The organism is Xanthomonas arboricola pv. populi, assembly GCF_002939945.1.
Lineage (GTDB): Bacteria > Pseudomonadota > Gammaproteobacteria > Xanthomonadales > Xanthomonadaceae > Xanthomonas > Xanthomonas arboricola_A.
This window is the reverse complement of sequence record NZ_MDEB01000001.1, coordinates 1207130-1231792: the sequence shown is the minus strand read 5'-3', so window position 1 is coordinate 1231792 and position 24663 is coordinate 1207130. Positions and strand designations below refer to the sequence as shown.

Here is a 24663-nt window from a genome sequence, read left to right as displayed (position 1 = left end):
TGAACCCGGCAGGGGCGTCCCCACCTCTTTGGAAACCCCCGGAGGACCCATGGACCCCAGCCAGAACCCCAACATCGTTCACGCCACCACCATCATTTCGGTTCGGCGTGGTGGGCATGTCGCCGTTGCCGGCGATGGCCAGGTCACCCTCGGCCACACCGTCATGAAGGGCAATGCGCGCAAGGTGCGCCGGCTCGGCCGCGAGGGGCAGGTGCTGGCCGGTTTCGCCGGCGCCGCCGCCGATGCGTTCACCTTGTTCGAGCTGTTCGAAGCCAAGCTGGACAAGCATGGGCAACTGACCCGTGCCGCCGTGGAGCTGGCCAAGGATTGGCGCACCGAGCGCCGCCTGGGCAAGCTCGAAGCCCTGCTTGCGGTCGCCGACAAGGAGACCTCGCTGATCATCAGCGGTACCGGCGATGTGATCGAACCGGAAGACGGCATCATCGCCATCGGTTCGGGCGGCTCGTACGCCTTGTCGGCCGCCCGCGCGCTGCTGGCGCACACCGAGCTCGATGCCAAGACCATCGCCACCGAAGCGATCAACATCGCCGGCGATATCTGCATTTATACCAATCGCAATGTGGTGGTCGAAGAGCTGTGAATCGGGAGTGGGGAATCGGGAATCGCAACAGCGGTTTTGGTTCCACTCCGACGACATAGGCTCTTGATTTCGCGCTTGCGATTCCCCTTTCCCCATTCTCGATTCCCCAATGCCCAACATCGATACCGCCACCATGACTCCGCGCGAAATCGTGCAGGAGCTCGACCGTCATATCGTCGGCCAGCACGACGCCAAGCGTGCGGTTGCCATCGCGCTGCGCAATCGCTGGCGCCGCATGCAGCTGCCCGAAGAGCTGCGCAACGAAGTGATGCCCAAGAACATCCTGATGATCGGTCCGACCGGCGTCGGCAAGACCGAGATCGCGCGGCGTCTGGCCACGTTGGCCAATGCGCCGTTCGTCAAGGTCGAAGCCACGCGCTTTACCGAAGTCGGCTATGTCGGCAAGGATGTGGAGCAGATCATTCGCGATCTGGCCGACACCTCGGTCAAGCTGTATCGTGAACAGGCCAAGGTGCGCGTGCGCAACCAGGCCGAGGAGCGTGCCGAAGATCGCATCCTGGATGCGCTGTTGCCGCGCCGTGCGGCCGGCATCGGCTTCGATCCGGAGGCGGCGCGCAACGAGCCCTCGTCGCAGGACAATGACACCCGCATCAAGTTCCGCCGCATGTTGCGCAACGGCGAGCTGGACGAGCGCGAGATCGAGCTGGAAGTGGCGGTCAACGCCAGCATGGACATCATGACCCCGCCGGGCATGGAAGAAATGGGCCAGCAGCTGCGGCAGATGTTCTCCAATCTAGGCAGCGGCAAGTCGCAGAAGCGCAAGCTCACCATCAAGGCCGCGCGCCCGCTGCTGATCGAAGAAGAAGCCGGCAAGCTGGTCAACGAAGACGATGTGCGCACGGCGGCGATCGAGGCCTGCGAGCAGCACGGCATCGTGTTCATCGATGAGATCGACAAGGTCGCCAAGCGGGGTGAAGCCGGCTCCAATGGCGGCGATGTCAGTCGCGAAGGCGTGCAGCGCGATCTGCTGCCGCTGGTGGAAGGCTCCAACGTGTCGACCAAGTACGGCACGGTCAAGACCGACCATATCCTGTTCATCGCGTCGGGCGCATTCCATCTGGCCAAGCCCAGCGATCTGATTCCCGAATTGCAGGGCCGTTTCCCGATCCGCGTCGAATTGACCGCGCTGACCAAGTCCGATTTCGTGCGCATCCTCACCGAGCCCAAGGCGGCGCTGATCAAGCAGTACGAAGCCCTGCTGCAGACCGAGGGCGTGAGCCTGACCTTCGGCGCCGATGCGGTGGAGCGCCTGGCCGAGATCGCCGCGCAGGTCAACGAGCGGCAGGAAAACATCGGCGCGCGCCGCCTGCACACGGTGCTGGAGCGTCTGCTCGATGTGCTGAGCTACGAGGCACCGGATCGCGACGGGCAGAGCGTCACCGTCGATGCGGCCTATGTCGATGCGCAGCTCGGCGAGCTGGTGCAGGACCCGGACCTGAGCCGCTACATTCTCTGAGCGCATTGCACCTGCTTGCCGATGTCGAATGCAATGCGCAGATACACCGAGTGCATTGCGAGCGCATCAGTGAGGGATAACGAAACGGGAGTGAGCGCGGTGGTTTTTGTCAGCCGCATCCCGTCAGATGCAGTCAAAAGCCGAGTCGGTCGAGGGCGCGGCGCCCTCACCGCTCGCGGGACACGCCGTGAATCCTTCCGTGGAGGCTCCTTGGCGACATCCATGCCGCCAAGGGTCCCGCAATCGGCGAGGGCACCGCGCCAAAGAGTTGTTCGGTGGTCACGCAAAAAGCTGCTTATCGCTCGACTTACGCCGGATGTTGCGCCGGCGCATCAGGATCAAACAACGAGCATCACGCACTGCCCTTACTGCCCTTACTGCTCTTAATTAAGCATACCGACCATCTCGACTTGGTCCTTGCCCGCCCACCGTCGCGGGACCTTACGCGGCATGGATGCCGCGTAAGAGCTTACAAGGACGTACTTGCAGCGTGTCCCGCGATGGTGGGCGGGCAAGGGCCCTGCAGCAAACTCGAAGCGTCGAGAGCGCGGCGCCCACACCGCTTGCGGGACACGCCGTGAACCCGTCCCTGGGGGGCTCGGTGGCGGCATCCATGCCGCCACACGGTCCCGCAATCGGCGAGGACACCGCACCAGACAGTGTGCTGACTTTTTTTAAAGACATGCACACCGACCATCTCGACCGGTCCTTGCCCGCCTACCGTCGCGGGACCTTGAGCGGCATGGATGCCGCGCTAGAGCCTACAAGGACGTACTTGCGGCGTGTCCTGCGATGGTGGGCGGGCAAGGGCCCTGCAGCAAAGCCGCAGATCAGCACCCCTGCAACGAAGGCTCAGATCATCGGCCCTGCAATGGACCTTCACCTTGGCAACCACCTGCACTGCACAGCCAACCTAAATCCGGCAAACCGCTCAGTCCTCGCCGATATCCTCGTTCCACACGTCGGGGTTGGCCGAGATATAGCCGCCCAGCAGGTCGATGCATTCCTGGCTCTGCAGGTCGATGACGTTGACGCCATGCTCGCGTAGCCACGACACACCGCCCTGGAAGGTGACCGACTCGCCGACCACCACGGTACCGATATTGAACTGGCGCACCAGTCCGCTGCAGTACCAGCAGGGCGCCAGCGTGGTGACCATGATGGTGTCCTTGTAGCGGCGTTGCCGGCCGGCCTTGCGGAAGGCATCGGTTTCGCCATGCACGGAGGGATCGTTTTCCTGCACGCGGCGGTTGTGACCACAACCGAGCAGGCGCCCGTCGTTGTGATACAGCGCCGCGCCGATCGGGATGCCGCCTTCGGCCAGCCCCTGGCGGGCTTCGGCAATGGCGGTGTCGAGCAGGGCGCGGTAGTCGGGGGTGGTGATCATGCAGGCTCCTGGGTGGCGGCGTCGGCGCGACGCAGCATGTCGATGTGGGGAATGCCGTCTTCCAGATACGGTGTGGACGAGGGCGTAAAACCGTGTGCTGCGTAGAACGCCTGCAGGTGCGCCTGCGCGCCGAGTTGCACTGCGCTGGTAGGCCAGTGTTGCTGCACCACGCGCAAGCCTTCGCGTAGCAGCGCATGGGCGAAGCCGTGGCCGCGCTGCGCGGCGGCAATCACTACCCGGCCGATGCTCGGTTCTGGATAACTCACACCGTGCGGCAAGATGCGCAGATAGGCGGCCAATGCATCGTCGTGGGTGCTGCCGAGCAGATGCAGCACACCTGGCAAGCTGTCCTTGCCATCCAGCTCCGGATACGCGCATTGCTGCTCCACCACGAACACATCCGAGCGCAGCCGCAGCAGCGCGTACAGCTGCGTGGTGCTCAGTTGGTCGAAGCGCAGGCACTGCCAGTTCAGCGAGGGTGGGGACCGGGACGACATCACCGCATGATAGCGGCTGTGTCGCTTCAGTCGACCGCGCTGTCGGTGTCGATCGCCACCACCACCGACATGCCCGGGCGCAGCCGCGGTGCCAGCGCCTGGTCGGGATCCACGCTGATGCGCAGTGGAATGCGCTGGGCGATCTTGACGAAGTTGCCGGTGGCGTTGTCGGCCGGCAGCACGCTGAATTCCGAGCCGGCTGCCGGGGAGATGTCCTGCACGCGCCCGTGCAGACGCGCATTGTCCAGCGCATCCACGGTGAAACTGGCGCGCTGCCCGATGCGGATCTTCGCCATCTGGGTTTCCTTGAAATTGGCCACGATCCATAGCGTGTCCGGCACCAGCGACATCAGCTGCGTGCCATTGGTGACGTAGGCGCCCTGGCGCACCCCGAGCTGGCCAAGCTGGCCATCGCGCGGGGCCAGGATGCGCGTGTTGTCCAGATTGATCTGCGCCAGTTGCACGGCCGCCTGCGCGTTGGCCACCGCCGCTTTCAGGGCGGCGCGATTGACGGTGACGCTGCGCGCGTTCTCTTCGGCGGCCTGCACGGCGGCACGCGCCTGAGCCACGCCGGCATCGGCCTGCGCCCGCGCGGCGAAGGCGGTGTCGCGGTCCTGTTCGGACACCAGCTTCCGGTCGGCCAGCTGTTGCGTACGCGCATACGCCGAGCGGGTGCGGTCGCGCTGGGCCTGGTTGCTGCTCAGTGCGGCGCGTTGTTCGGCGATGGTGGCAGCGGCGCTATGCCGCTGCTGGTCCCAGTTGGACAGGTTGGCCTGCGCGGTCTGCAGCTGCGCCCTGGCCTGCTCGAGCTGCTGGGCGTAGATGCGGTCGTCGATTTTGGCCAGCAACTGGCCGTGTTTGACGTGGGCGAAGTCCTGCACCGGCACATCGGTGACATAGCCGCTGACCTGCGGCGCGATCACCGTGATCTGGCCATGCACCATCGCGTTCTCGGTGCGCTCGAGGGCGCTGACGAACGGCGGCAACCGCCATGCGTACAGCACCAATGCGACGCCGAGCAGGGCCAGCCCGCCGAAGCCGATCACGCCACCGATGCGGCGACGTCTGCGTCGTTGCCGATCGGCAGGAGACGTTGAATCTGCAGGTGTATTCATGGGCGCGCTGTGGAAGCAGGAGAGGGAGGCGAAGCGGGTGGGCGCAGATAACGCCGCCACACCAGCACGGACAGGATCCATAGCCCGGTGGCGATGGCGATGCAGCCGATCAACAGGAACACGTCGTTGTAGGCGAGCACATTGGCTTCGCGCGTGGCCACGCTGCCCAGTGCGCGTACGCCCTGGGCCTGGCGCAGGGCCGGGTCGCCGATGCTGCGGCCGTACACAGCCGCATAGGCCTGCACGCGTGCGGCCACTTGCGGGTCGGTCAATGCCAGATGTTCGACCAGCTGGCTGGAATGGTATTTCTCGCGCAGCACCTGCACGGTGCCGAGCAGCGCGCTGCCGAGCAGACCGCCCATGTTCTGCGCCATGCCGAACAGCACGATGAAGCTGATCAGATTGCCCGGCTGCGCGATGACCCGGCCCAGCCCGGCCACCATCGCCGGGCCGATGAAGAAGGTGCTGCCAAAGGCGAGCAGGAACTGGCTGACGTACATCTGCTCCGGGCGGGTGAGGCTGGTGGCATGGGCATCCATGAAGCAGCCGACGCAGATCGCCGCCACCGCGATGATCAGGTGCTCGGCCACCCGCGCCGGATTGATCAGCCACGCGCTGGCGGCCACACCGACCACCGCGCCCAGCAACATCAGCGCGAACAGGGTCTGCAGTTGCGTGTTGGCCAGTCCCAGGGTCTGGAAAAAGCCGATCGCGCCGGTGCTCTGCTCGGACAGCACCAGCCGGATCAGCAGGATCGCCAGGCCCAGCCGCAGCATGTCGCCGCTGGCCAGCCAGCGCGTGTTGATCATCGGGTTGCGGCGGTTGTGCTCGATCCACGCCGCCGTGGACAGCAGCACGATGGAGGCCGCCAGCACCACGCCCAGCCACGGCGTGCTGGTCCACCACAGCAGCCGCCCCAGCGACAGCACCGCCGCCAGACCGGCCGAACCGGCTGCGAACAGGCCGAAAGTGAGGAAATCCAGCGGCTCGAACACGCGATAGCGATCGCTCGGCGGCAGCTTGAGCGCCAGCACGCAGGCCAGCGCGAACACCGCCAGGCCGAGTTCGAACAGGTACAGGCCCTGCCACTGCGCAAATTCCAGCAAATCGGTGGAGACCACTCGCGCCAACGGCAGCGCCAGCTGGGTCACCCCCAGCCCGGTCACCACCGCCTTGAGCCGGTATCTGGCCGGAAACGCTTGAATCACGTAATACAGCCCCAGCGAGCTGAGCGCGGCGCCCACCAATCCGTGCGCAGCACGCACGGTGATCGCCGAGCTCAGGCTGTGCACGAACAGATGCGCCAAGGCGATGGCCGCATACAGCGCCAGGAAGATCTCGGTGAAGCGCCGCAGCCCGAACTGCTGGCGAAACTTCACCAGCAGCAGGTTGGCCGACATGTTGGTCATTACGTAGGCGGCCGGCAGCCACGCCATTTCGGTGGCGTAGGCGCCCAGCGTGCCCTGCAGATAGGTCAGGTTGGCGGTGACCAGCGCATTGCTCAGTCCGCCGGTCAGCGCCACCACCACGCCCACCAGCCCGTACTGGATGCGGCGCCGGGTGGAGTGCAGGGGCGTGGAGGCCGACCCGGGCAGGGTGGGCTTCTCGTGGGGCTGCCAGTCGCGCTGGACGTACTTGTCGTGCACGTAAGGCTCGCAGGGCCGTCGCAGGAAAGGCGGTGATTGTGGTCCGGTTGCGGTCATGGCGGCGTCAGCAGTGCGATAATCCGCCCATGAGCGAATCCCCCTATACCTCCGGTACCACCCATTTCGGCTTCCGCGATGTCGCTGCCAAGGACAAGCAGAAGCTGGTCGGCGAAGTGTTCACCTCGGTCGCGCGCAACTACGACCTGATGAACGATCTGATGAGTCTGGGCGTGCACCGCGCATGGAAACGCTACTTCGTGGCGACCGCGCAGGTGAAGCCGGGCGACCGTGTGCTGGACCTTGCCGGTGGCACCGGCGACATCGCCGTGCTGCTCAAAGAGCGCGTCGGCAACGAAGGCGCGGTGGTGCTGGGCGACATCAACGCAGGCATGTTGTCGGTGGGCCGCGACCGGCTGACCAATCGCGGCCTGGTGGCCGGCTTCGATTACGTGCAATGCAATGCCGAGGCGCTGCCGTTCCCGGATCAGAGCTTCGATCTGGTGACCATTTCCTTTGGCCTGCGCAACGTCACCGACAAGGATGCCGCGCTGCGCGAGATGTATCGCGTATTGAAGGTGGGCGGGCAGGCGCGGGTGCTGGAATTTTCCGAAGTCACCACCGACTGGTTCAAGCCGATCTACGACTTCCACTCGTTCAAGATCCTGCCCAGGCTGGGCCAGCTGTTCGCACGCGATGCCGATAGCTACCAGTATCTGGCAGAAAGCATCCGCAAGCACCCGCCGCAGGAATCGCTCAAGGGCATGATGGGCGAGGCCGGGTTCGCGCGTTGCCACTACAAGAACCTGACCGGCGGCATCGTGGCGATCCACTCCGGCTACAAGATCTGACCCGGATCCGACGCGGCGTGATCTGAGTCTCCAGTCCGGCCAATACCACGCGCCGGACACCGCGCGAGCAGGCCATGCTCGTGTTCGCTTGCCGCACGATCGCAGTCTGCGCGTGTGCGTTTGCCGACAAACTTTTGAGACTCCCGTCGCGCCGGCTCCACCAACGGTCGGCGACACTGGGCGCTCTTTTGCCGGAGACGTGGATGCGCTTGTACGCAGGGTTGTCGCACGTGTTTCCCCGTTCCTTCAGTGCCAAGCTGCTGGCGGTGACCTTTGTCGGCATCCACCTGCCGCTGCTGTTGTTGATCGCCTGGCTGGCAGCGCAAAGCGAGTTGAGCGGGCGCCCACTATGGTCGGTGGTGATCGTGGCGCTGCTGGCCACGCTGGCAGGCACCGCGGCGACCTTGTCGGCTCTGTATCGCCTGCTCGCACCGCTGCGCATCGCCGCCGACGCACTGGATGCGTATTACGCCGACCAACGTCTGCCCAGCCTGCCCGAACATGGCGACGACGAGCTGGGGCGGTTGCTGCGCGGAATCAATCGCAGCCTGCGCGGCATCGATGCCGGCGTGCGCGATCTCAAGAAGCACGCCTTGTTCGACCCGCTGACCGAGGCCTTGAACCGGCGCGGATGCGAGCAGGCGATGCGCGATTCGGTCACCGCCGCGCAACGCGAAGGCTGGCCGTTCGTGCTCTTCGTGCTGGACATGGACAACCTCAAGCCGATCAACGATCGCTTCGGCCATCCGGCCGGCGATCGCGTGCTGGTGCGGCTGGTGGAATCGGCCTACGGCTGGCTGGGTGCGCAGGACTGGATCGGACGCTGGGGCGGCGATGAATTCATGATCGGCGTGCATGCCAGCGAAGACGACGCCACGCGCAAGCTCAATCAATGGCTGTCGACGCTCGAACGCGAGGATGCCGACGAAGCGCCGCTGCATGTGAGCGTCGGCAGCGCGGTGTGCGAGCGGGGCCTGGATGCCACCGAGCTGTATCGCCGCGCCGATGCGGCGATGTATCGCGCCAAGTTCTCCGGCGGCCGGCGGCTGGTGCGCGACGGGCATGACAGCCCGCGCAATCATCCGGTGGTCTAGGCGATCCGGAGATACCTGGCGGCCGGGCCACAGGCTGCTGCGCGCTGCGCAGTGGCGACATGCATCACGCCACGCCTGCTGCAGACGGTTCGCGCCGATCCAGGCAGCGACATGGGCATGGTCCTCCGCTGCCGAAGCTTGACCGGCCGCCAGGTGCCCGCCTGGCGCCGCACGGGCAGGCGACGGCCCGGGGCGTTAAAATGCCCTATTCCCTCGCTGCGGTGCCGTCGATGCGCTTCCCGTTCCTGTCGCTGTCCCTGGCCGTGTCCATCGCGCTGGCCGGCTGTTCCAATGAGTCCACGCCGCCGGCCGCCAGCACCGCCGCGCCGGCCGCCACCGCCAAGGCCCCCGTGAAAGCAGACGCCCGCAACCACGACGAAAGTTCCTACGCCCAGCCGCAGCTGGTAGTCATCAAGGATCTGTCGCTGGACCTGAAGCTGGATTTCGACAACAAGCAGATTGGCGGCACCGCCACCTACACGCTGGAGTGGAAGGACAAGGCCGCCAAGCAACTGGTGCTGGACACGCGCGAGCTGAGCATCGCGCAGGTGCAGGCCGACGACGGCAAGGGTGGCCTGGCGCCGCTGCAGTTCGCGCTGGCGCCGGCCGACAAGACCTTCGGCAGCAAGCTGACCATCGAGGCGCCGAATCAGCCGGCCAAGGTCGTGATCACCTATCACACCGCACCGACCGCCTCGGGCCTGCAGTGGCTTGAGCCGTCGATGACCGAAGGCAAACAGCTGCCTTTCATGTTCAGCCAGTCGCAGGCGATCCACGCGCGCAGCTGGGTGCCGTTGCAGGACACGCCGAGCGTGCGCTTCACCTATGGCGCGCACGTGACCTCGCGCCCGGACGTGATGGTGCTGATGAGCGCCGACAACGACCCCAAGGCCGCGCGCGACGGCGATTACAGCTTCAAGATGCCCGAGCCGATTCCGTCCTATCTGCTGGCGATCGCCGCCGGCGATGTGGTGTTCAAGCCGATTTCCGCGCGCTCGGGCGTATGGGCCGAGCCGGCCATGGCCGACAAGGCCGCCAAGGAATTCGAAGACACCGAAAAGATGATCGGTGCCGCCGAAAAACTCTACGGCCCGTATCGCTGGGGCCGTTACGACATGCTGGTACTGCCGCCGTCGTTCCCGTTCGGTGGCATGGAGAATCCGCGTCTGACCTTCGCCACGCCCACGGTCATCGTGGGCGACAAGTCGCTGGTCTCGCTGGTGGCGCACGAACTGGCGCACAGCTGGTCGGGCAATCTGGTGACCAACGCCAGCTGGAAGGACATCTGGCTCAACGAAGGCTTCACCACCTACGTGCAGGCCCGCATCACCGAGGCGCTGTATGGCGCCGAGATGGCCGAGATGGAACGTGAGATCGACCAGGGCGATCTGCTGGCCGAGGTGAAGGGCATGGCGCCGGCCGACCAGGCGCTGGCACTGCCGCCGCTGGCCGAGCGCGACCCCGATGAGGCCCTGAGCCAGGTGGCCTACGTCAAGGGCGCGTGGTTCCTGCAGTTTCTGGAGCAGCGTTTCGGACGCGAGGTATTCGACCCGTTCCTGCGCGGCTGGTTCGACGATCATGCGTTCCAGAGCGCCACCACCGCCCAGTTCGTCGATTACCTCAAGAAGAACCTGCTGGACAAGCATCCCAACACGGTCAGCGCGGCCGAGGTGGATGCGTGGTTGAAGCAGCCCGGCATCCCGGCCTTCGCCAGCAAGGCGCGCTCGCGCAGTTTCTCGATCGTGGACACCGCACGCATCGCCTGGAGCGGCAGCGGCACGCTGCCGAGCAAGCAGGTCACCGGCGACTGGGGCACGCAGGAGTGGGTGCACTTCCTCAGCGGCATGGGCGCCACGCTCAAGCCCGAGCAGCTCAAGCAGCTGGATGAGGCCTACCACTTCACCGGCACTCCGAACGGCGAAATCGCCATGCGCTGGTATCCGCTGGCGATCCGCAGCGGCTACACCGATGCGCGCGCCGCTGCAGGCGGGTTCATCGAACGCGTCGGCCGCCGCAAGCTGGTGCTGCCGATCTACGCCGAGTTGTTGAAGACCCCGGACGGCATCGCCTTCGCCGAGCAGGCCTTCGAAAAGGCCAAGCCGAGCTACCACCCGATCACCACCGCATCGGTGGCCGAGATGATCGCCAAGGCCAAGGCGCCCCCGCCGACGCAGCCGTAATGGCGGGCGAGGGCGTTGCAGATGCCCTCCCGCCGCTTCCATCGCTGCAATCGCCGCCGTAGGAGCGCACCCGGGCGCGACAGGGGCTTTCCCGGTGGAGCCCCACGCCCTCCCGCCGCTTGCAGCGCCGCACCGTGCCCCGCAATCACTGTCGTAGGAGTGCACCCGGGCGCGACAGGGCTTTCCCGGCGGAGCCCCATCGCGCCCGGGTGCACGCCCTCCCGCCGCTTGCAGCGCCGCACCGTGCCCTGCAATCACTGTCGTAGGAGCGCACCCGGGCGCGACAGGGCTTTCCCGGTGAAGCCCCGTCGCGCCCGGGTGCGCTCCTACGGTGTGCGGCGGTTTGATCGCGGGTCATGCGGGCAGGCTGGTATCGTTGCCGCTGCTTTTCATGCATTCCGGAGTCGACGATGAAGTATCTGCTGAGCGCGGCCTTGTGCGTCGCTGCAGTGAGTGGCTGTACTGATCGCGAGGCGCAACGCCAGGCGCAGGAAACCGCGCAGGCGCAAGCCAAAGAACACGAGGCCGATGCACTCGCCAAGCAATACGACGAGGCGGTGAAGGCCGGGAACTGGGACATGGCGCGTGCGCATGGCGCTGCGGTGCTGGAAGGTTTCCCGGGCACGGCGGCGGCCACACGCATCGAGCCCGGTTATGCCGACATCAAGGCCAAGGGCGAACAGGCGCGTGAACTACGCCGCATGCAGGCGTTGTGGCAGTACTCGCAAGTGCCGGCCAAGGGCGGCACGCAGCGCTCGGCGATGATCGAGGCCAAGAACCGTGTGGATGTCGACGGCAGCGGCCCCAAGCCGGTCAGCCTGGTGTTCCGCGATCACCCGCAGTGGAAGCGCCACAGCTATCTGGTGCTCAAGGCCGGCGACTTCAACTGCTATGGCGGCTGCAAGGTGCAGGTCTCGGCCGATGGTGGCGCACCACGCGCGATGGCCGCGCACCGCCCCGACACCGATGAAGCGATCGCGATGTTCATCGACGACGACAAGGCGCTGTGGAAGCTGGTGCGCAATGCCAAGCGCATCAGCATCGCGTTCCCGGTGAAAGCCGGCGGCACGCGCACGGCAGAGTTCGACGTGGGCGGCCTGGAGACCACCCAGATGCCTGGCTGGAAGTAGGCACGACCGCCGGCTGCACGGCACCAGGCGCGCAGCCGGTGTACTGCATCGGCATGGAGTGCCGTCCTTTCGGGTGAGTGTGCGAGGTATGCGTTCACCTGATGAGGCTTGCGGTGTTGCGTCAACCATCTCTCGAGTCTTCGCACGTATGGACGGTATGGCCATCACACAGATCTCTCCCGCGTTGTCCGGTTACCGCCATTGGGTGTTCGACATGGACGGCACGCTGACCGAAGCCGTGCATGATTTCGCGTTGATCCGGCGTGCGTTGGACATTCCGCCCGAGGCGGACATCCTGCATCACCTGGCATCGCTGCCGGCCGACCAGGCCGCAGCCAGACACGCCTGGTTGCTAGAGCACGAGCGTGAACTCGCGCAGACCGCACGGCCCGCACCGGGCGCAGTGGCATTGGTGCGCGCGTTGCAGGCAGCCGGATGCCGGCTCGGCATGCTGACCCGCAACGCGCGCGCATTGGCACAGGTGACATTGCAGGCGATCGGCCTGCACGATGCATTCGCCTGGGACGACATCGTCGGCCGTGATGAAGCCGCCCCCAAACCCGCACCCGACGGCCTGCAGTACTTCGCACGACGCTGGGCGGTGGACGGTGCAGCACTGGTCATGGTCGGCGATCACCACAACGACCTGGCCTGTGGTCGTGCAGCCGGTGCCTGCACCGTGCTGGTCAATACGCCCGGCGATCCGTGGCCGGGACTTGCCGACTGGCGGTTGCAGGATTGCACGCAGTTGCTGGCGCAGTGGGACGGCTAGCGTGACGTTTCGCGAGTAGGCGACGAGTGCGGAAGGATGGATAGCGATGCGTGGCTAAACGCGTGTCGTTGGATGACGAGGACGATTGAGGCACCGTCAGCGCATTGGAGGGAAATACCTTGCGCCCGAAGGGCCTGAGAGCTGCTGAATTTTTCGCCACACGCCAACCTACGCCAGACCTTACACCGCTGTCGACGCCGTACCCTCATCCGCCCTTTGGGCACCGTCTCCCGGCGGGAGAAGGCAAAGCTGCGCCACCAATGTCACAGCACGCCCGGCGCAAACTGTGCCAGAAGCGTGACAGTGCACCTGGCGCAAGCGACTGCCATCACAGCAAACCCCCACTGCCCCGGCATGGTGCATCGCATCAGCGCGCTGGCATGGCGCTTGCTCTTTCCCTCTCGACGTTTCCGACGTCCGCGACGCAACTGGCGGGTGCAACGCCTGCGCCGCGGGATGTTTCAACCGACTGGTTGTTCAATCGAGAGGGGTAGACGTATATGCACCAATCTTCCTGTCGCAGCCTGCGCAGCAGCGTGCTGCTCATGCTTGCGCTGAGCGCCGCGTTGGCCGGCTGTAAGAAAGACGCCGCTACGGAAACGACAACGCCTGCACCGGCCGCCACTCCCGCCGCCGCGCCGGCGGCCGCCGTGGTCGATACCGATAGCGAGTTCACCGCCAATGCCGGCAATCCGGACAACTGGGGCGGCATCGGGCGCGACTTCGCGCTCACCCGGCACAGCCCGCTGGCCGAGATCAATCGCGACAACGTCAAGAATCTGAAGATGGCGTGGGAAATGAAGACCGATGCCACGCGCGGCCACGAAGGCCAGCCGCTGGTGATCGGCAGCGTCATGTACATGGTCAGCGCGTATCCGAACAATGTGTTCGCCATCGACCTGGCGGCGCAGGACGACGGCGGCAAGGTGCTGTGGAAGTACACCCCGCAGCAGGACGAGCGCTCGGTCGCGGTGGCGTGCTGCGATACGGTCAACCGCGGCGCCTCGTATGCCGATGGCAAGCTGGTGTTCGGCAGCCTGAGCGGCGATGTGATCGCACTCGATGCCAAGACCGGCAAGGAAGTGTGGAAGCAGAAACTCGCGCACCCGGACAAGGGCGAGACCATCACCATGGCGCCGATCATCGCCGATGGCAAAGTGGTGGCCGGCATCAGCGGCAACGAGTTCGGCGTGCTTGGTCGTGTCGCTGCCTACAACCTGGCCGATGGCAAGCAGTCCTGGTCCTGCGCTGCCGCCGGCACCGACAAGGCGATCTGCCTGGGTGCGGATTTCAACAAGGCCAATCCGCAGCACGGTCAGCTCGGCGATCTGGGCGTCAAGACCTTTCCCAACGACGAATGGAAGCGTGGCGGCGGTGCGGCCTGGGGCTGGTACAGCTACGACCCGAAGTTGAAACTGCTCTACTACGGCACCGGCAATCCCGGCCTGTGGAGCCCGTCGTATCGCTGCGGCAAGACCTCGCATGAGGAATGCAACAACGGCGAACATGACAACAAGTGGTCGATGACCTTGTTCGCGCGCAAGATCGATACCGGCGAAGCGGTGTGGGGCTACCAGAAGACGCCGTTCGACCAGTGGGATTACGACGGCATCAACGAGCCGATCCTGGTCGATCTGACCATCGACGGCAAGCAGGTTCCGTCGGTAGTGCAGTTCGATCGCAACGGCTTTGCCTACGTGCTCGATCGTCGCGACGGCACCTTGCTGCGCGCGCACAAGTTCGTGCCGGCCAACTGGGCCGAACGCATCGACATGAAGACCGGCCGCCCGGTCAAGGTGGCCGCGCATTCGCCGCTGGAACGCGGCAAGAAAGTGCAGGCATTTCCCTCGGCCATGGGCGGCAAGGACCAGCAGCCGTGCTCGGTGGATCCGGCCAATGCGGCAGTGTTCTTCTGCGGCACCAACAACTGGCATATGGAACTGGAGCCGCAGGAACGCGGCAACACCATGATGGGCCTGCCGTACGTGTTCGCCAACGTGATGATGAAACCCAATGAGCCGGGTGCGCTGGGCATCGTCAAGGCCTTCGATGTGGTGGAAGGCAAGTCCAAGTGGGAGATCAGGGAGAAGTTCCCGGTATGGAGCGGCACCCTGGTCACCGACGGCGGGCTGGTGTTCTACGGCACGCTGGATGGCTGGTTCCGTGCGGTGGACAAGGACACCGGCAAGAAGTTGTGGGAGATGAAACTGCCCTCCGGCATCATCGGCAACCCGATCGCCTACAAGGCCAATGGGCACCAGTACGTGGCGGTGTTCTCCGGCATCGGCGGCTGGATCGGCCTGCCGGTGGCCGCAGGTCTGGATCCGTCCGATCCGTATGGCGCCCTGGGGGCTGCGGGGCTGGCGTTCGGCGCCGGCTTCGACAAGATCCCGCTCGGCGGCATGGTGCATACCTTCCGTATCGATGGTGCGGGCAAGACCGTGACCGCCGGTACCACCGCCACTGCAGCGGCAGGCGGCGGCGCCGCCAACGCCGTCGCGAAGACGGCACGATGAGCTCCAGGCACGGCGTTGGACGCGCGCACCGGCAGTTCGCCGCCGGTGCGCGTGGCATGCACCGGCAGCTGTGTCGGGTGCTGGTGGTTTGCAGCCTCGGACTCGTCGCCGCAGGTTGCACCCGCGAGCCGTCCTCACCGACGGCTCGCGCTTCTCATTCCGATGCGGCGCCTACTGCGGCGGCTGCATCCACTGCGGCACCGGTCGCGGCGAATGCCCCGCCGCCTGCGCCCGACCCGCATGTGCTGCGGGTCTGCGCCGACCCGGGCAACATGCCGCTGTCCAACAAGGCTGGCGACGGTTTCCAAAACAAGATCGCGCAGGTCGTGGCCGATGCCATGGGCCGGCGCCTGGAATACGAGTGGCGCACCTACTACCAACGCGGGCTGGCACGCAGCACGATCAATGCCGGCCGCTGCGATGTGCTGATGGATCTCAACAGCGATTTCGAGCAAGGCCTGACCACGCGCCCGCTGTATCGCTCGGCCTACGTGCTGGTGACGCGCAAGGGTCTGGATCTTGTACCGACATCGCTGGACGACCCGGGGCTGAAAAAGCTGCGGCTCGGCGTATTCCAGAGCTCGCCCGCACGCCAGGCGTTATACGAGCACGGCATCAGCGGCGATGTGCAGTACCTGTTCTACGACTCGGCCACCGCGCCGGAAGAACATCCCGGCAAGCTGGTCGAACGCGTCGCCGCCAACGAACTGGATGCGGCCGAATCCTGGGGCCCGGTGGCCGGTTATTACGCGCAACGCAGCGGGCTGGGCGTGGTGCAGCTCAACACCATCGACGATTCGGTATTGGAATACTCGATGGCGTGGGCAGTGTCGCGCAAGAACGCGGACCTGCGCGATGCGTTGAACGCGGCCATGCAACAGAGCGCGGCAAAGATCGCGCAGATCCTGCGCAGTTACCACGTGCCGCTGGTGCGGTGTAGCGACTGCGTGGTGGCCGGCGATCTGGCATCGCACGGGCCGTATGCGACGCCGACGCCAGCGTCGAAAGCGCCGAGCCCGGCCGCGTCGTCGCAGGAACTGGCGCAGCTGCAACTGCGCATCGCCGACGGTGCCGACCCGAACCAGGAGCTGGCGCATGCGCTGGATGCCGGCGATGGCGTGCGTGCGGCGTGGTTGTTGCGGCATGGCGCCGATGCCAATCGTCCCAACCTGCTCGGCGAGCCGCCGCTGCATCAGGCCATCCGCAATCAGGAACCGGACCTGGTCGGTTTGTTGCTCGATGCCGGTGCAGCTTTGGATGCACGCGATGCCAGCGGCTGGACCGCATTGATGAAGGCGGCCTGGGCCAACGATGCCGACAGTGTGGCCAGGTTGCTCGGCAAGCGTGCGCCGGTGGACACCGTCTCCGGCGATGGCTGGAGCGCGCTGGAGCTGGCGGTGTCCTACGCCGATGTCGGCGTGGTGCAGGCATTGCTGAAGGCGGGGGCGAACGTGCGGCGTGCCAATCCCACCGGCTTCACCCCGGTGATGTTTGCAGTGGCGCGCGACGACCCGGAAATTCTCGATGCGGTGCTGGCAGGCGGTGCCGAGGTCGGCCACGCGAATCAGGCTGGCGTCACCGCATTGATGCTGGCCGCCGCGGCCGGGCGCGAGACGATGGCCAGGCGCTTGCTGGCAGCCGGTGCCGACGCTTCCGCACGCAATCGCGACGGCAAGACCGCCGCCGCATTGGCGCAGGCGCGCGGCGATAGCGCGCTGGCCACGTTGCTCACCGAGGCCAAGCGCCCATCCCGGCAATGACTGTGTCACCCGCCGCGTGCACGGGGTGCGCGGTGTTCCCTCCGATCAGAAAGGTTCGTTCATGCGCAAGTCCACCGTGGGTTGTTTCGATCGTTCCGTCCGCGCGCCGTTGTGCGCGGTGCTGCTCAGCATGCTGCTGGCCGCCTGCGGCAAGGAGGCACCGCCGCCCGCGTCCGAGGCCGCCGCTCCGCCGGCTGCCGGCACGCCTGCGCCGGCCACCGGCAGCGCCTCGCCTGCAGCTGCGCCCGCAGCGGCGACCGCCGGGGTGCCCAACCCGGCCGCGGGGCCTGCACCGGATCCGTCCACCCCGCCCGCAGCGCCCGCCACTGTGGTGCCGATCCCGAAGGGGCCGGAGGTCAAGGTCACTCCCGAACTGATCGCCGAAGGCAAGAAGATCTATTTCTCGGCCGGCTGCAATGCCTGTCACGGCGGCACCGGTGGCGGCGGCATGTGCCCGCCGTTGACCAACGACATCTGGGTCTACGGCAGCGACGACGACACCTTGCGTACGCTGATCAGCGAGGGCACCGCGGCGATGATCACCCACGGCAAGACCCGTGTCGGGCATGAGAAAGTGGTCGGGCAGATGCCACCATTCGCGCCGGTGCTCAAGCCGGGCGATACGGAGAAACTGCTCGCCTTCATCCATTCGATCAACAAGACCGCGGGCAAGGCGCAATGAGGCCAGCGCCCATCGGCTGGCAGCGCGTCCTGGCGACCACCGCGCTGGGCGTGCTGCTGACCTTGGCCGGTTGCCGGCGCGATGCGGAGCCGCCGGCGTCCAACGCTGCGCCGGCGACAACGACGACTGCGACTCCCGCAGCGACACCGGCGCCATCGACACCGCCGGTGTTTGCGTATGTGCCCAATCAACGTAGCGGTACGGTGTCGGTGATCGATACGCACACCGATACGGTGGTGCGCACGCTCAGCGCGCAGGGGCAACTGGGCAAGCGCTTGCAGCAGGTGTTGCCGGGCCCGAACGGCCATCTGTATCTGATCGATGCCGAGCATCATCGCCTGATCGAACTCGATACCGGAACAGACGCGGTGCTGCGCAGCGTGCAGATCGGCGAGAACGCCGAGGGCATTGCGCTGTCGCCGGACGGCAAGCAATTCGCGGTGTGCGTGGAAGGGCAGAACCAGGTGATGTTGATCGATGCGGCGCAGTTCAGCGTACAGCAGGTGATCGCCACGCGCGGGCAGGCACCGGAGCATTGCGCCTACACGCCGGACGGACGGTGGTTGCTCACCAGCAACGAGGGCTCCAACGACATGGACATGATCGAGCTGGCCACCCGTCGCTCGCGTGGCGTGGTCGCCACCAGTGGCCATCCGCGCGGCATGGCGTTCGCGCCCGACGGGCACAGCGTCTACATCGCGCAGGAGACCGCCAACGTGGTGGACGTGATCGACCTGGACACGCGTCAACGCCGTACCAGCCTGCCGGCCGGCGTGCGCACGGCGGGCGTGGCGTTGTCGGCCGATGGCACGCGGCTGTATGCGTCCAACGGCGGTGCCGGTACGGTCAGCGTGATCGATACCAACACTGCGCGCAGTCTTGCCGAGATTGCGGTGGGGGTAAGGCCGTGGAATCCGGCACTGACCCCGGCCGGCGACAAGCTGTATGTCGCCAACGGGCGCTCGAACACGGTGAGCGTGATCGATACCGCCACACTGCAACAGATCAAACAGATCCCCGTCGGCGAGTTGCCGTGGGGCGTGGTCATCGCGCGCTGAGTGGCGGCCATGCCGCAGCGCGCCAGGGAGGCCGGATGAAGACACGCGCTGCGGTGGCATGGGGTCCGCACCAGCCGCTGACCATCGAAGAGGTGGACCTGCAGCCGCCGCGGCCCGGCGAAGTGCTGGTACGCCTGGTCGCCACCGGTATCTGCCACGGCGATGCGCATGCGTTGGCGCACGGGCAGGCGAGCAGCTTTCCGGTGATCCTGGGGCAGGAGGGCGCCGGCATCGTCGAGGCGGTCGGCATCGGCGTCACCAGCGTGCAGCCCGGCGATCACGTCATCCCGCTGTATATGCCCGAATGCGGCGTGTGCAAGTTCTGCCGCTCCGGTCGCACCAACCTGTGCCAGGCGATCCGCAGCAGCCAGGAGCGCGGCCTGATGCCCGATGGCAGCAGCCGGTTCTCGTTGCACGGGCGGCCGATCCTGCACCACATGGGCACCAGCACGTTTTCCGAATACACCGTGGTGCCGGAGATCGCGGTCGCGCGGATCCCGCCGGATGCACCGCTGGATCAGGTCTGCCTGCTTGGCTGCACGGTCACCACCGGCGTCGGTGCGGTGCTCAACAGCACGCATGTGCGGCCCGGCGATTGCGTAGCGGTATTCGGCCTGGGCGGCATCGGCTTGTCGGTGGTGCAGGGCGCGGTGCTGGCGCAGGCCGGGCGCATCATCGCGGTGGATATCGACCCGGCCAAGTTCGCGCTGGCGCGTGCCTTGGGGGCGACCGACTGCCTGGATCCGCGCGACTACGGTGCGCCCATCCAGCAGGTGATCGTGGACCTCGCCGACGGCGGCGCCGACCACAGCTTCGAATGCGTGGGCGATGTCGGCGCGATGCGCGCGGCGCTGGAGTGCTGCCACAAGGGCTGGGGCGAGAGCGTCATCCTTGGCGTGGCCGACGACGCGCAGGAAATCAGCACGCGCCCGTTTCAACTGGTGACCGGGCGGGTGTGGCGCGGCAGCGCGTTCGGCGGAGTGAAAGGGCGCAGCGAGTTGCCGGGCTATGTCGCGCGTTACCTGCACGGCGACATCCAGCTGGCCCCGTTGATCACGCGCACCCTGGCGCTGGACGACATCAATCAGGCGCTGGCGGACTTACGTGCGGCGCGCGGCATTAAATCGATCGTGCTCTATTGAGGGAGACGCAGATGGCAGCAGGCACACGCAGCACCGCAAGGTTGCACCATCATGTAATGGCAGGCGCCAGCGCCTTGCTCGCGAGCAGCGCGCTGGCAATGGCGGCCGACGCGCCGCAGGTGACCTGGCTGGACCGCATCGAGGTCACCGCCACACCGATTCCCGGCACCACCATCGACGCGGCGCAGTTGCCGTACATGGTGCAATCGGCCACCAATGGCGAGCTGTCGCGCGGGCGCAGCAACAACCTCAGCGATCTGCTGCAGCGGCGCTTTGTCGGTGTGGACGGCAACGATGTGCAAGGCAGTCCGTTCCAGAACGATCTCACCTTCCACGGTTTCCGTGCCTCCGCCTTGCCTGGCGCTTCGCAAGGCGTGTCGGTGTATCTGGACGGCGTGCGTTTCAACGAACCGTTCGCCGACATCGTCAGCTGGGACATGCTGCCCGAGTCGGCGATCAACGCGGTGACCCTGATGCCCGGCTCCAATCCCTTGTTCGGGCCGAACACGCTCGGTGGCGCGGTGGTGCTGTCCACCGCATCGGGCCTCACCGCACCGGGATTGCAGGGCGAAGTGAGCATCGGCAGCGGCGCGCGCAAGCGGCTGGACGCCAGTTACGGCCTCGCCAGTCAAGACGGCTGGCATGGCTTTGTTGCAGTCACCGGCTTCGACGAAAACGGCTGGCGTGATGCCTCCGAAGGACGTCTTGGCACGCTGTTCGGCAAGGTAGGCAAGCAAGGCGAGCAGACCGATTGGAGCCTGTCGGTGCTGCACGGGCGCAGCCGCCTGATCGGCAACGGCCTGCTGCCGGACACCCGCTACACCGACGAAGGCCCACAGCCCGGCCTGTATCGCGCCGACCGCCGCGCGGTGTACACCTCGCCCGATCTCACCCGCAATCGCAATACGCTGTTCACCGTGCAACTGGACCATCGTTTCGATGCGGACACCGCACTGCATGCACTGGCCTACTCGCGCGTGGGCCGCCGCGACACCGTCAATGGCGATATCGGCGAGGACTACGAAGAATTCGTCGAAGAATGCGCCTCCGGCTACGCCGCCGACGGCAGCGCGCTGGATGCCGATTGCGATGTCGCACGCGCCGATGCCGATGCATTGCCCACCGGCGCGCTCAACACCACCCAGATGCTCCAGGAGGCGCAGGGGCTTGCGCTCAACCTGAGCAAGCAATGGGGCGCGCATGCGCTCAGCACCGGCGTGACCTTCGATCGTGGTCATGTGCGCTATCGGCAATTCGCGCGCGATGGCTGGGTGCAGCCGGACCGCTCGGTTGCCGCCGATCCGGATGCCGAGCGTGCGTTCTTTTCCGGCGTGCGCGGCAGCACCAAGACGCTGGGCGTGTTCGTCGCCGACACCTGGGCACTGAACGCCACCACCCATCTCACCGCCGCAGTGCGCTGGAATCGTGTGGTGGTGGACAACATCCTTTCCACCGCCGAAGACGGCGACCGCCCACGCGAGCGTTTCGTCTATGCCAAGGCCAACCCGTCGTTGGGTCTGACCCATCGGCTCGATTCGGGGCTGACGCTGTACGGCTCGGTCGCCCAAAACAGCCGTGCGCCAACCGCGATCGAACTGGGCTGCGCCGATCCCACCCAGCCGTGTCGATTGCCGACCGGCCTGCAGGCCGACCCACGCCTGGAGCAGATCGTTTCGCGCACCTATGAACTGGGCGCGCGCTGGGCGCCATCTGCCAACAGCAACGCCAGTTTGTCGGTGTACCGCGCCAACAATCGCGACGACATCCTGTTCCTGCGCGCACCGGACACGCAGCTGGGATACTTCGACAATGTCGGCCGCACCCGCTATCAAGGCGCGGATCTGACGCTGCGCCTGCACAGCGGCAACTGGCAGTGGTCGGCCGGCTACAGCCTTCTGGATGCGACCTACCGCAGCGACGGCGAGCTGCTATCCGGCGAGCGCGTGATCGCCTTGCGGCCGGGCCTGCGCATCGCGGCGTTGCCGCGCCACAACCTCAAGCTCGGCGTGGAATGGCAGCACGATGCGCTGACGCTGGGCGCCGGGGTACGTGCGGTCTCCGGGCGCGTGGCCAGCGGCAACGAGGATGGCCAGGTCGACAACGCCGAAGACGGCGAGTCCGCATCCGAGCGCATCGACATCGGCACCGCCGGCTACGCGCTGGTGGACCTGCAGGCACGTTGGCAAGTCAGTGAGCGGCTGTCGCTGTTCGCCCGCGTCGACAACGTCTTCAACCGCCGCTATGCCACGTACGCAGCCGTGGCCGAAGACGTGTTCCCCGATGGCGAACTGGCGCGCCCGCAGGAGGCACCCGTGGAAACCGGCCCGGCGCGGTTTCTCGCACCGGGCGTACCGCGGCAGTATCTGATCGGGGTGCGTTGGGCGCTCTGATCGCGGAGGAATGGGGAATCGGGAATCGGGAATCGGTAAGTGCAGGGCGTTAGCTCTACGATTCCCCATTCCCGATTCCCCATTCACCCGGTATCCAGGCCGTGCTTGCGCAGCTTGCGATACAGCGTATTACGGCTGATGCCCAGGGCATCGGCGGTGCGGCTGACGTTCCAGCGATGGCGTTCGAGTTGCTGCTGCAACACCAGACGCTCGGCCTGGTCGAGTGCGACGCGGCCGGGCATGTCGTCGGCGGCCACCGCGCGGCCATCGACCAGGCACGGTGCGCTGCCGGCATCGACGATTTCCTGCGGCAGATTCGGCAGGCGGATCACCCCATCGCTGCACAACACTGCGGCTGTGCGCAGCACATTGCGCAACTGGCGCAGATTGCCCGGCCATGCGTAGCTCAGCAGTTTGTGCATCGCTTCTTCGCTGATGCGCACGCTGTGCTCGCTGTTTTCCTCGCGCAGCAGGGTGCGGATCAGCTCGGCCTTGTCGCTGCGCTCGCGTAACGGTGGCAGATGCAGCACCACGCCATTGAGCCGGTAATACAGGTCCTCGCGAAACTCGCCGGCCGCCACCCGCTGGGCCAGATCGCGATGGCTGGCGCTGATCACGTGCAGCTCCAGCGGCACCGCGCGCTCGCTGCCCAGCGGAGTGACGCATTGTTCTTCCAGCACGCGCAGCAGGCGGCTCTGCAAGGGCAGCGGCATGTCGCCGATTTCATCCAGGAACAGCGTGCCGCCGCTGGCCTGCAGCAATTTGCCATGGCGGCCTTCGCGCGCGGCATCGGTGAATGCGCCGCGTGCATACCCGAACAATTCGCTCTCGATCAACGCCTCGGGAATCGCCGCGCAGTTGATCGCCACAAAGGCGCCGCCTGCCCACGGCGAGCCACGGTGCACCGCCTTGGCGAACTCCTCCTTGCCGGTGCCGGTGTCGCCGCGCAGCAGAATCGACACCCGATGCGCGGCCAGCTTCAACGCGTTGGCCAGGTTGTGGCGCATGCGCGAATCCGAGCCGACATGCTCGCCGGGTTGCAGCTCGGTATCCGGTGCCAGCTGCGCCGGCCCGCCCACCGCCGGCAGCGCAGCGCGCGCGCGCGGCGGACGCACCAGTGCGTAGAACCGCCGCCCGTGGCAGGCGCAGCGGATCGACCACAAGGTGCCGGCATCGCTGCCTGCGCGGTGCTCGAGGGTGTCGAAATCCAACTGCATCACCTGCGCGATATTGCGGCCCACCAGCTGGCTGCGATCGATCTTGCCCAGTTGCTCCAGCACCGCCTCGTTGACTGCCAGCACGCGGCCGTCGGTATCGATCGCGATCAGTGCCTCGTGCAGCAGGCCGGCGAACTCGGGCCGGCTGTGGAAGCGCAGGATGAAGGCATGGCCGAACTGGTTGAGGAAATGCGAGCGCGAGATCTGCGCCGCCGACATGCTCACCAGGGCCACGGTGTGGCGCTGGGTCTGCTTGCCGTCCTGCGCGTTGGGGGTGGACGCATCCAGCACCGCCAGCAGGCCGCCATGCGGGTCCAGGATCGGCGCGCCGCTGCACGACAGCGGCAGATGGCGGGTCAGATAATGTTCGCCGCGATGCACGCTCACCGCAGTGCGCTCGGCCGCGCAGGTGCCCAGGCCGTTGGTGCCCTGATGACACTCTGCCCAGCTGGCGCCGCAAAACAGACCTGCCTGGCGGAATTCGCGTAGCAGTGTGGGGTCGTGCACGCTGTGCAGCACGGTCGCTTCGGCGTCGGCAAAGATCACTGCATAGCCGCTGCCGGCGATCTGCTCGTAGAGGTTTTCCATCTCCACCTTGGCAATGCGCAGCACATCGCCCAGACGTTGCTGGCGCTCGCGCACATGCAACGCATCGTGCACCAGCGGCGCGGGGGCTGCCTCGGGCAACAACGCGTAATCGTCCAGGCAGCGCCGCCACGAGCGCGACAGTGGTGCGGCAAGCGGCGCGATGTCGCGCAGCCGGCGGATCTGCCGGAGCGCATCCGGTTCGATCTCCGGCAAGACGATGGACGTGGCGGCGACAACGCTTGGCTCGGACATGGGCCAGCGTTCCTCAGTGGGCGCGAAGCGTCAGTAGAGGCACAGATCGGTCCCATGCTCAAACTGCATTGCAGCAAATTGCGTGGTGCTGCGAGGCCGCGTCCAGCGATCTCAGGTGCCGGATATGGCCGCTATCCGCTTGGCAGCGGGTGTATGCGACTCGCCCCCTTCCCCTCGGGGCGAGAGAAGGCACAGCTGGCACGCCACTGGCGTGCGTGCCTCGCAGCGCCCGCGCTGCTGGCGCGGGGCCGCGGCGCGAGCGAGGGTTGGGGTGAGGGGGCGCGGCGAAGCCCGCGTCACTTTCAAGCTGC

General features: G+C 66.4%; 18 protein-coding genes. 13 read left to right on the top strand and 5 right to left on the bottom strand.

Translation table 11 applies throughout. The annotated features are described in order from the left end of the window. The first annotated feature begins 49 nt into the window (after window positions 1-49). Both hslV and hslU read left to right on the top strand, forming a co-directional pair. The gene (gene hslV / locus XaplCFBP3123_RS05910) at window positions 50-601 is read left to right on the top strand and encodes an ATP-dependent protease subunit HslV (protein ID WP_005997221.1); all 552 of its coding nucleotides are present in this window, start codon (window positions 50-52) and stop codon (window positions 599-601) included. Window positions 602-710: 109 nt separating this feature from the next. Then, complete coding sequence (hslU, locus tag XaplCFBP3123_RS05905) at window positions 711-2078, top strand: ATP-dependent protease ATPase subunit HslU (RefSeq protein ID WP_104533145.1); 1368 nt, start codon at window positions 711-713, stop codon at window positions 2076-2078. Window positions 2079-3009: 931 nt separating this feature from the next. On the opposite strand, the gene XaplCFBP3123_RS05900 is transcribed toward hslU, so the two are convergent. From XaplCFBP3123_RS05900 to XaplCFBP3123_RS05885, 4 genes are read right to left on the bottom strand one after another with little or no spacing between them, the layout of a single operon-like run. Further along, window positions 3010-3465 carry a nucleoside deaminase gene (locus XaplCFBP3123_RS05900; RefSeq protein ID WP_006451321.1) on the bottom strand — a complete coding sequence of 152 codons (456 nt, stop codon included), beginning with the start codon at window positions 3463-3465 and terminating at the stop codon, window positions 3010-3012. Beyond that, window positions 3462-3962: a GNAT family N-acetyltransferase gene (locus XaplCFBP3123_RS05895; RefSeq protein WP_104533144.1), complete on the bottom strand. Its 501-nt coding sequence runs from the start codon at window positions 3960-3962 to the stop codon at window positions 3462-3464. Before XaplCFBP3123_RS05895 ends, XaplCFBP3123_RS05900 begins: the two co-directional genes overlap by 4 nt. 26 nt (window positions 3963-3988) lie before the next feature. Continuing rightward, entirely contained in the window at window positions 3989-5077 is a 1089-nt protein-coding gene (locus XaplCFBP3123_RS05890; RefSeq protein WP_104533143.1) for an HlyD family secretion protein, read from the bottom strand. Continuing rightward, entirely contained in the window at window positions 5074-6723 is a 1650-nt protein-coding gene (locus XaplCFBP3123_RS05885; RefSeq protein ID WP_104533142.1) for an MFS transporter, read from the bottom strand. The genes XaplCFBP3123_RS05890 and XaplCFBP3123_RS05885 overlap by 4 nt, the downstream gene beginning before the upstream one ends. Before the next feature lie 86 nt (window positions 6724-6809). Here XaplCFBP3123_RS05885 and ubiE point away from each other — a divergent pair, with 86 nt between their 5' ends. The 11 genes from ubiE (at window position 6810) to XaplCFBP3123_RS05830 (ending at window position 22295) form a co-directional block, all read left to right on the top strand. Continuing rightward, window positions 6810-7571 (top strand): bifunctional demethylmenaquinone methyltransferase/2-methoxy-6-polyprenyl-1,4-benzoquinol methylase UbiE, encoded by a 762-nt coding sequence (gene ubiE, locus XaplCFBP3123_RS05880; protein ID WP_104533141.1) that lies wholly within the window; start codon window positions 6810-6812, stop codon window positions 7569-7571. A 203-nt stretch (window positions 7572-7774) separates the two neighbouring features. Further along, on the top strand, window positions 7775-8665 hold the full coding sequence (locus XaplCFBP3123_RS05875; protein WP_172453089.1) for a GGDEF domain-containing protein: 891 nt from the start codon (window positions 7775-7777) through the stop codon (window positions 8663-8665). A gap of 230 nt (window positions 8666-8895) precedes the next feature. Beyond that, window positions 8896-10845, top strand: coding sequence for a M1 family metallopeptidase (locus XaplCFBP3123_RS05870; RefSeq protein WP_172453122.1), 1950 nt, complete (start codon window positions 8896-8898; stop codon window positions 10843-10845). Between the two features lie 410 nt (window positions 10846-11255). Continuing rightward, complete coding sequence (locus XaplCFBP3123_RS05865) at window positions 11256-11975, top strand: hypothetical protein (protein ID WP_104533138.1); 720 nt, start codon at window positions 11256-11258, stop codon at window positions 11973-11975. A 148-nt stretch (window positions 11976-12123) separates the two neighbouring features. Continuing rightward, window positions 12124-12747, top strand: coding sequence for an HAD family hydrolase (locus XaplCFBP3123_RS05860; RefSeq protein WP_104533137.1), 624 nt, complete (start codon window positions 12124-12126; stop codon window positions 12745-12747). A 500-nt stretch (window positions 12748-13247) separates the two neighbouring features. Further along, window positions 13248-15263, top strand: coding sequence for a methanol/ethanol family PQQ-dependent dehydrogenase (locus XaplCFBP3123_RS05855; protein ID WP_343125485.1), 2016 nt, complete (start codon window positions 13248-13250; stop codon window positions 15261-15263). Then, on the top strand, window positions 15260-17023 hold the full coding sequence (locus XaplCFBP3123_RS05850) for a quinoprotein dehydrogenase-associated putative ABC transporter substrate-binding protein (protein ID WP_104533136.1): 1764 nt from the start codon (window positions 15260-15262) through the stop codon (window positions 17021-17023). Before XaplCFBP3123_RS05855 ends, XaplCFBP3123_RS05850 begins: the two co-directional genes overlap by 4 nt. A gap of 25 nt (window positions 17024-17048) precedes the next feature. After that, window positions 17049-17705, top strand: a complete 657-nt coding sequence (locus XaplCFBP3123_RS05845; protein ID WP_172453088.1) for a c-type cytochrome — start codon at window positions 17049-17051, stop codon at window positions 17703-17705. Beyond that, window positions 17702-18763 (top strand): beta-propeller fold lactonase family protein, encoded by a 1062-nt coding sequence (locus XaplCFBP3123_RS05840; protein WP_104533135.1) that lies wholly within the window; start codon window positions 17702-17704, stop codon window positions 18761-18763. The genes XaplCFBP3123_RS05845 and XaplCFBP3123_RS05840 overlap by 4 nt, the downstream gene beginning before the upstream one ends. A gap of 35 nt (window positions 18764-18798) precedes the next feature. After that, window positions 18799-19905, top strand: a complete 1107-nt coding sequence (locus XaplCFBP3123_RS05835) for an S-(hydroxymethyl)glutathione dehydrogenase/class III alcohol dehydrogenase (RefSeq protein ID WP_104533134.1) — start codon at window positions 18799-18801, stop codon at window positions 19903-19905. A gap of 11 nt (window positions 19906-19916) precedes the next feature. After that, window positions 19917-22295: a TonB-dependent receptor gene (locus tag XaplCFBP3123_RS05830; RefSeq protein WP_104533133.1), complete on the top strand. Its 2379-nt coding sequence runs from the start codon at window positions 19917-19919 to the stop codon at window positions 22293-22295. 83 nt (window positions 22296-22378) lie between these two features. On the opposite strand, the gene XaplCFBP3123_RS05825 is transcribed toward XaplCFBP3123_RS05830, so the two are convergent. Next, window positions 22379-24352, bottom strand: coding sequence for a sigma-54-dependent Fis family transcriptional regulator (locus tag XaplCFBP3123_RS05825; RefSeq protein ID WP_104533132.1), 1974 nt, complete (start codon window positions 24350-24352; stop codon window positions 22379-22381). Between the last annotated feature and the right edge of the window lie 311 nt (window positions 24353-24663).

Excerpts from the sequence above, each read along its gene's own strand:
- XaplCFBP3123_RS05830 (WP_104533133.1), top strand. The coding sequence starts at position 19,917 with ATGGCAGCAGGCACACGCAGCACCGCAAGGTTGCACCATCATGTAATG.
- ubiE (WP_104533141.1), top strand. The coding sequence starts at position 6,810 with ATGAGCGAATCCCCCTATACCTCCGGTACCACCCATTTCGGCTTCCGC.
- XaplCFBP3123_RS05840 (WP_104533135.1), top strand. The coding sequence starts at position 17,702 with ATGAGGCCAGCGCCCATCGGCTGGCAGCGCGTCCTGGCGACCACCGCG.
- XaplCFBP3123_RS05895 (WP_104533144.1), bottom strand. The coding sequence starts at position 3,962 with ATGTCGTCCCGGTCCCCACCCTCGCTGAACTGGCAGTGCCTGCGCTTC.
- XaplCFBP3123_RS05825 (WP_104533132.1), bottom strand. The coding sequence starts at position 24,352 with ATGTCCGAGCCAAGCGTTGTCGCCGCCACGTCCATCGTCTTGCCGGAG.
- XaplCFBP3123_RS05875 (WP_172453089.1), top strand. The coding sequence starts at position 7,775 with ATGCGCTTGTACGCAGGGTTGTCGCACGTGTTTCCCCGTTCCTTCAGT.
- hslU (WP_104533145.1), top strand. The coding sequence starts at position 711 with ATGCCCAACATCGATACCGCCACCATGACTCCGCGCGAAATCGTGCAG.
- XaplCFBP3123_RS05860 (WP_104533137.1), top strand. The coding sequence starts at position 12,124 with ATGGACGGTATGGCCATCACACAGATCTCTCCCGCGTTGTCCGGTTAC.
- XaplCFBP3123_RS05865 (WP_104533138.1), top strand. The coding sequence starts at position 11,256 with ATGAAGTATCTGCTGAGCGCGGCCTTGTGCGTCGCTGCAGTGAGTGGC.
- XaplCFBP3123_RS05890 (WP_104533143.1), bottom strand. The coding sequence starts at position 5,077 with ATGAATACACCTGCAGATTCAACGTCTCCTGCCGATCGGCAACGACGC.
- XaplCFBP3123_RS05850 (WP_104533136.1), top strand. The coding sequence starts at position 15,260 with ATGAGCTCCAGGCACGGCGTTGGACGCGCGCACCGGCAGTTCGCCGCC.
- XaplCFBP3123_RS05835 (WP_104533134.1), top strand. The coding sequence starts at position 18,799 with ATGAAGACACGCGCTGCGGTGGCATGGGGTCCGCACCAGCCGCTGACC.
- XaplCFBP3123_RS05870 (WP_172453122.1), top strand. The coding sequence starts at position 8,896 with ATGCGCTTCCCGTTCCTGTCGCTGTCCCTGGCCGTGTCCATCGCGCTG.
- XaplCFBP3123_RS05900 (WP_006451321.1), bottom strand. The coding sequence starts at position 3,465 with ATGATCACCACCCCCGACTACCGCGCCCTGCTCGACACCGCCATTGCC.
- XaplCFBP3123_RS05855 (WP_343125485.1), top strand. The coding sequence starts at position 13,248 with ATGCACCAATCTTCCTGTCGCAGCCTGCGCAGCAGCGTGCTGCTCATG.
- hslV (WP_005997221.1), top strand. The coding sequence starts at position 50 with ATGGACCCCAGCCAGAACCCCAACATCGTTCACGCCACCACCATCATT.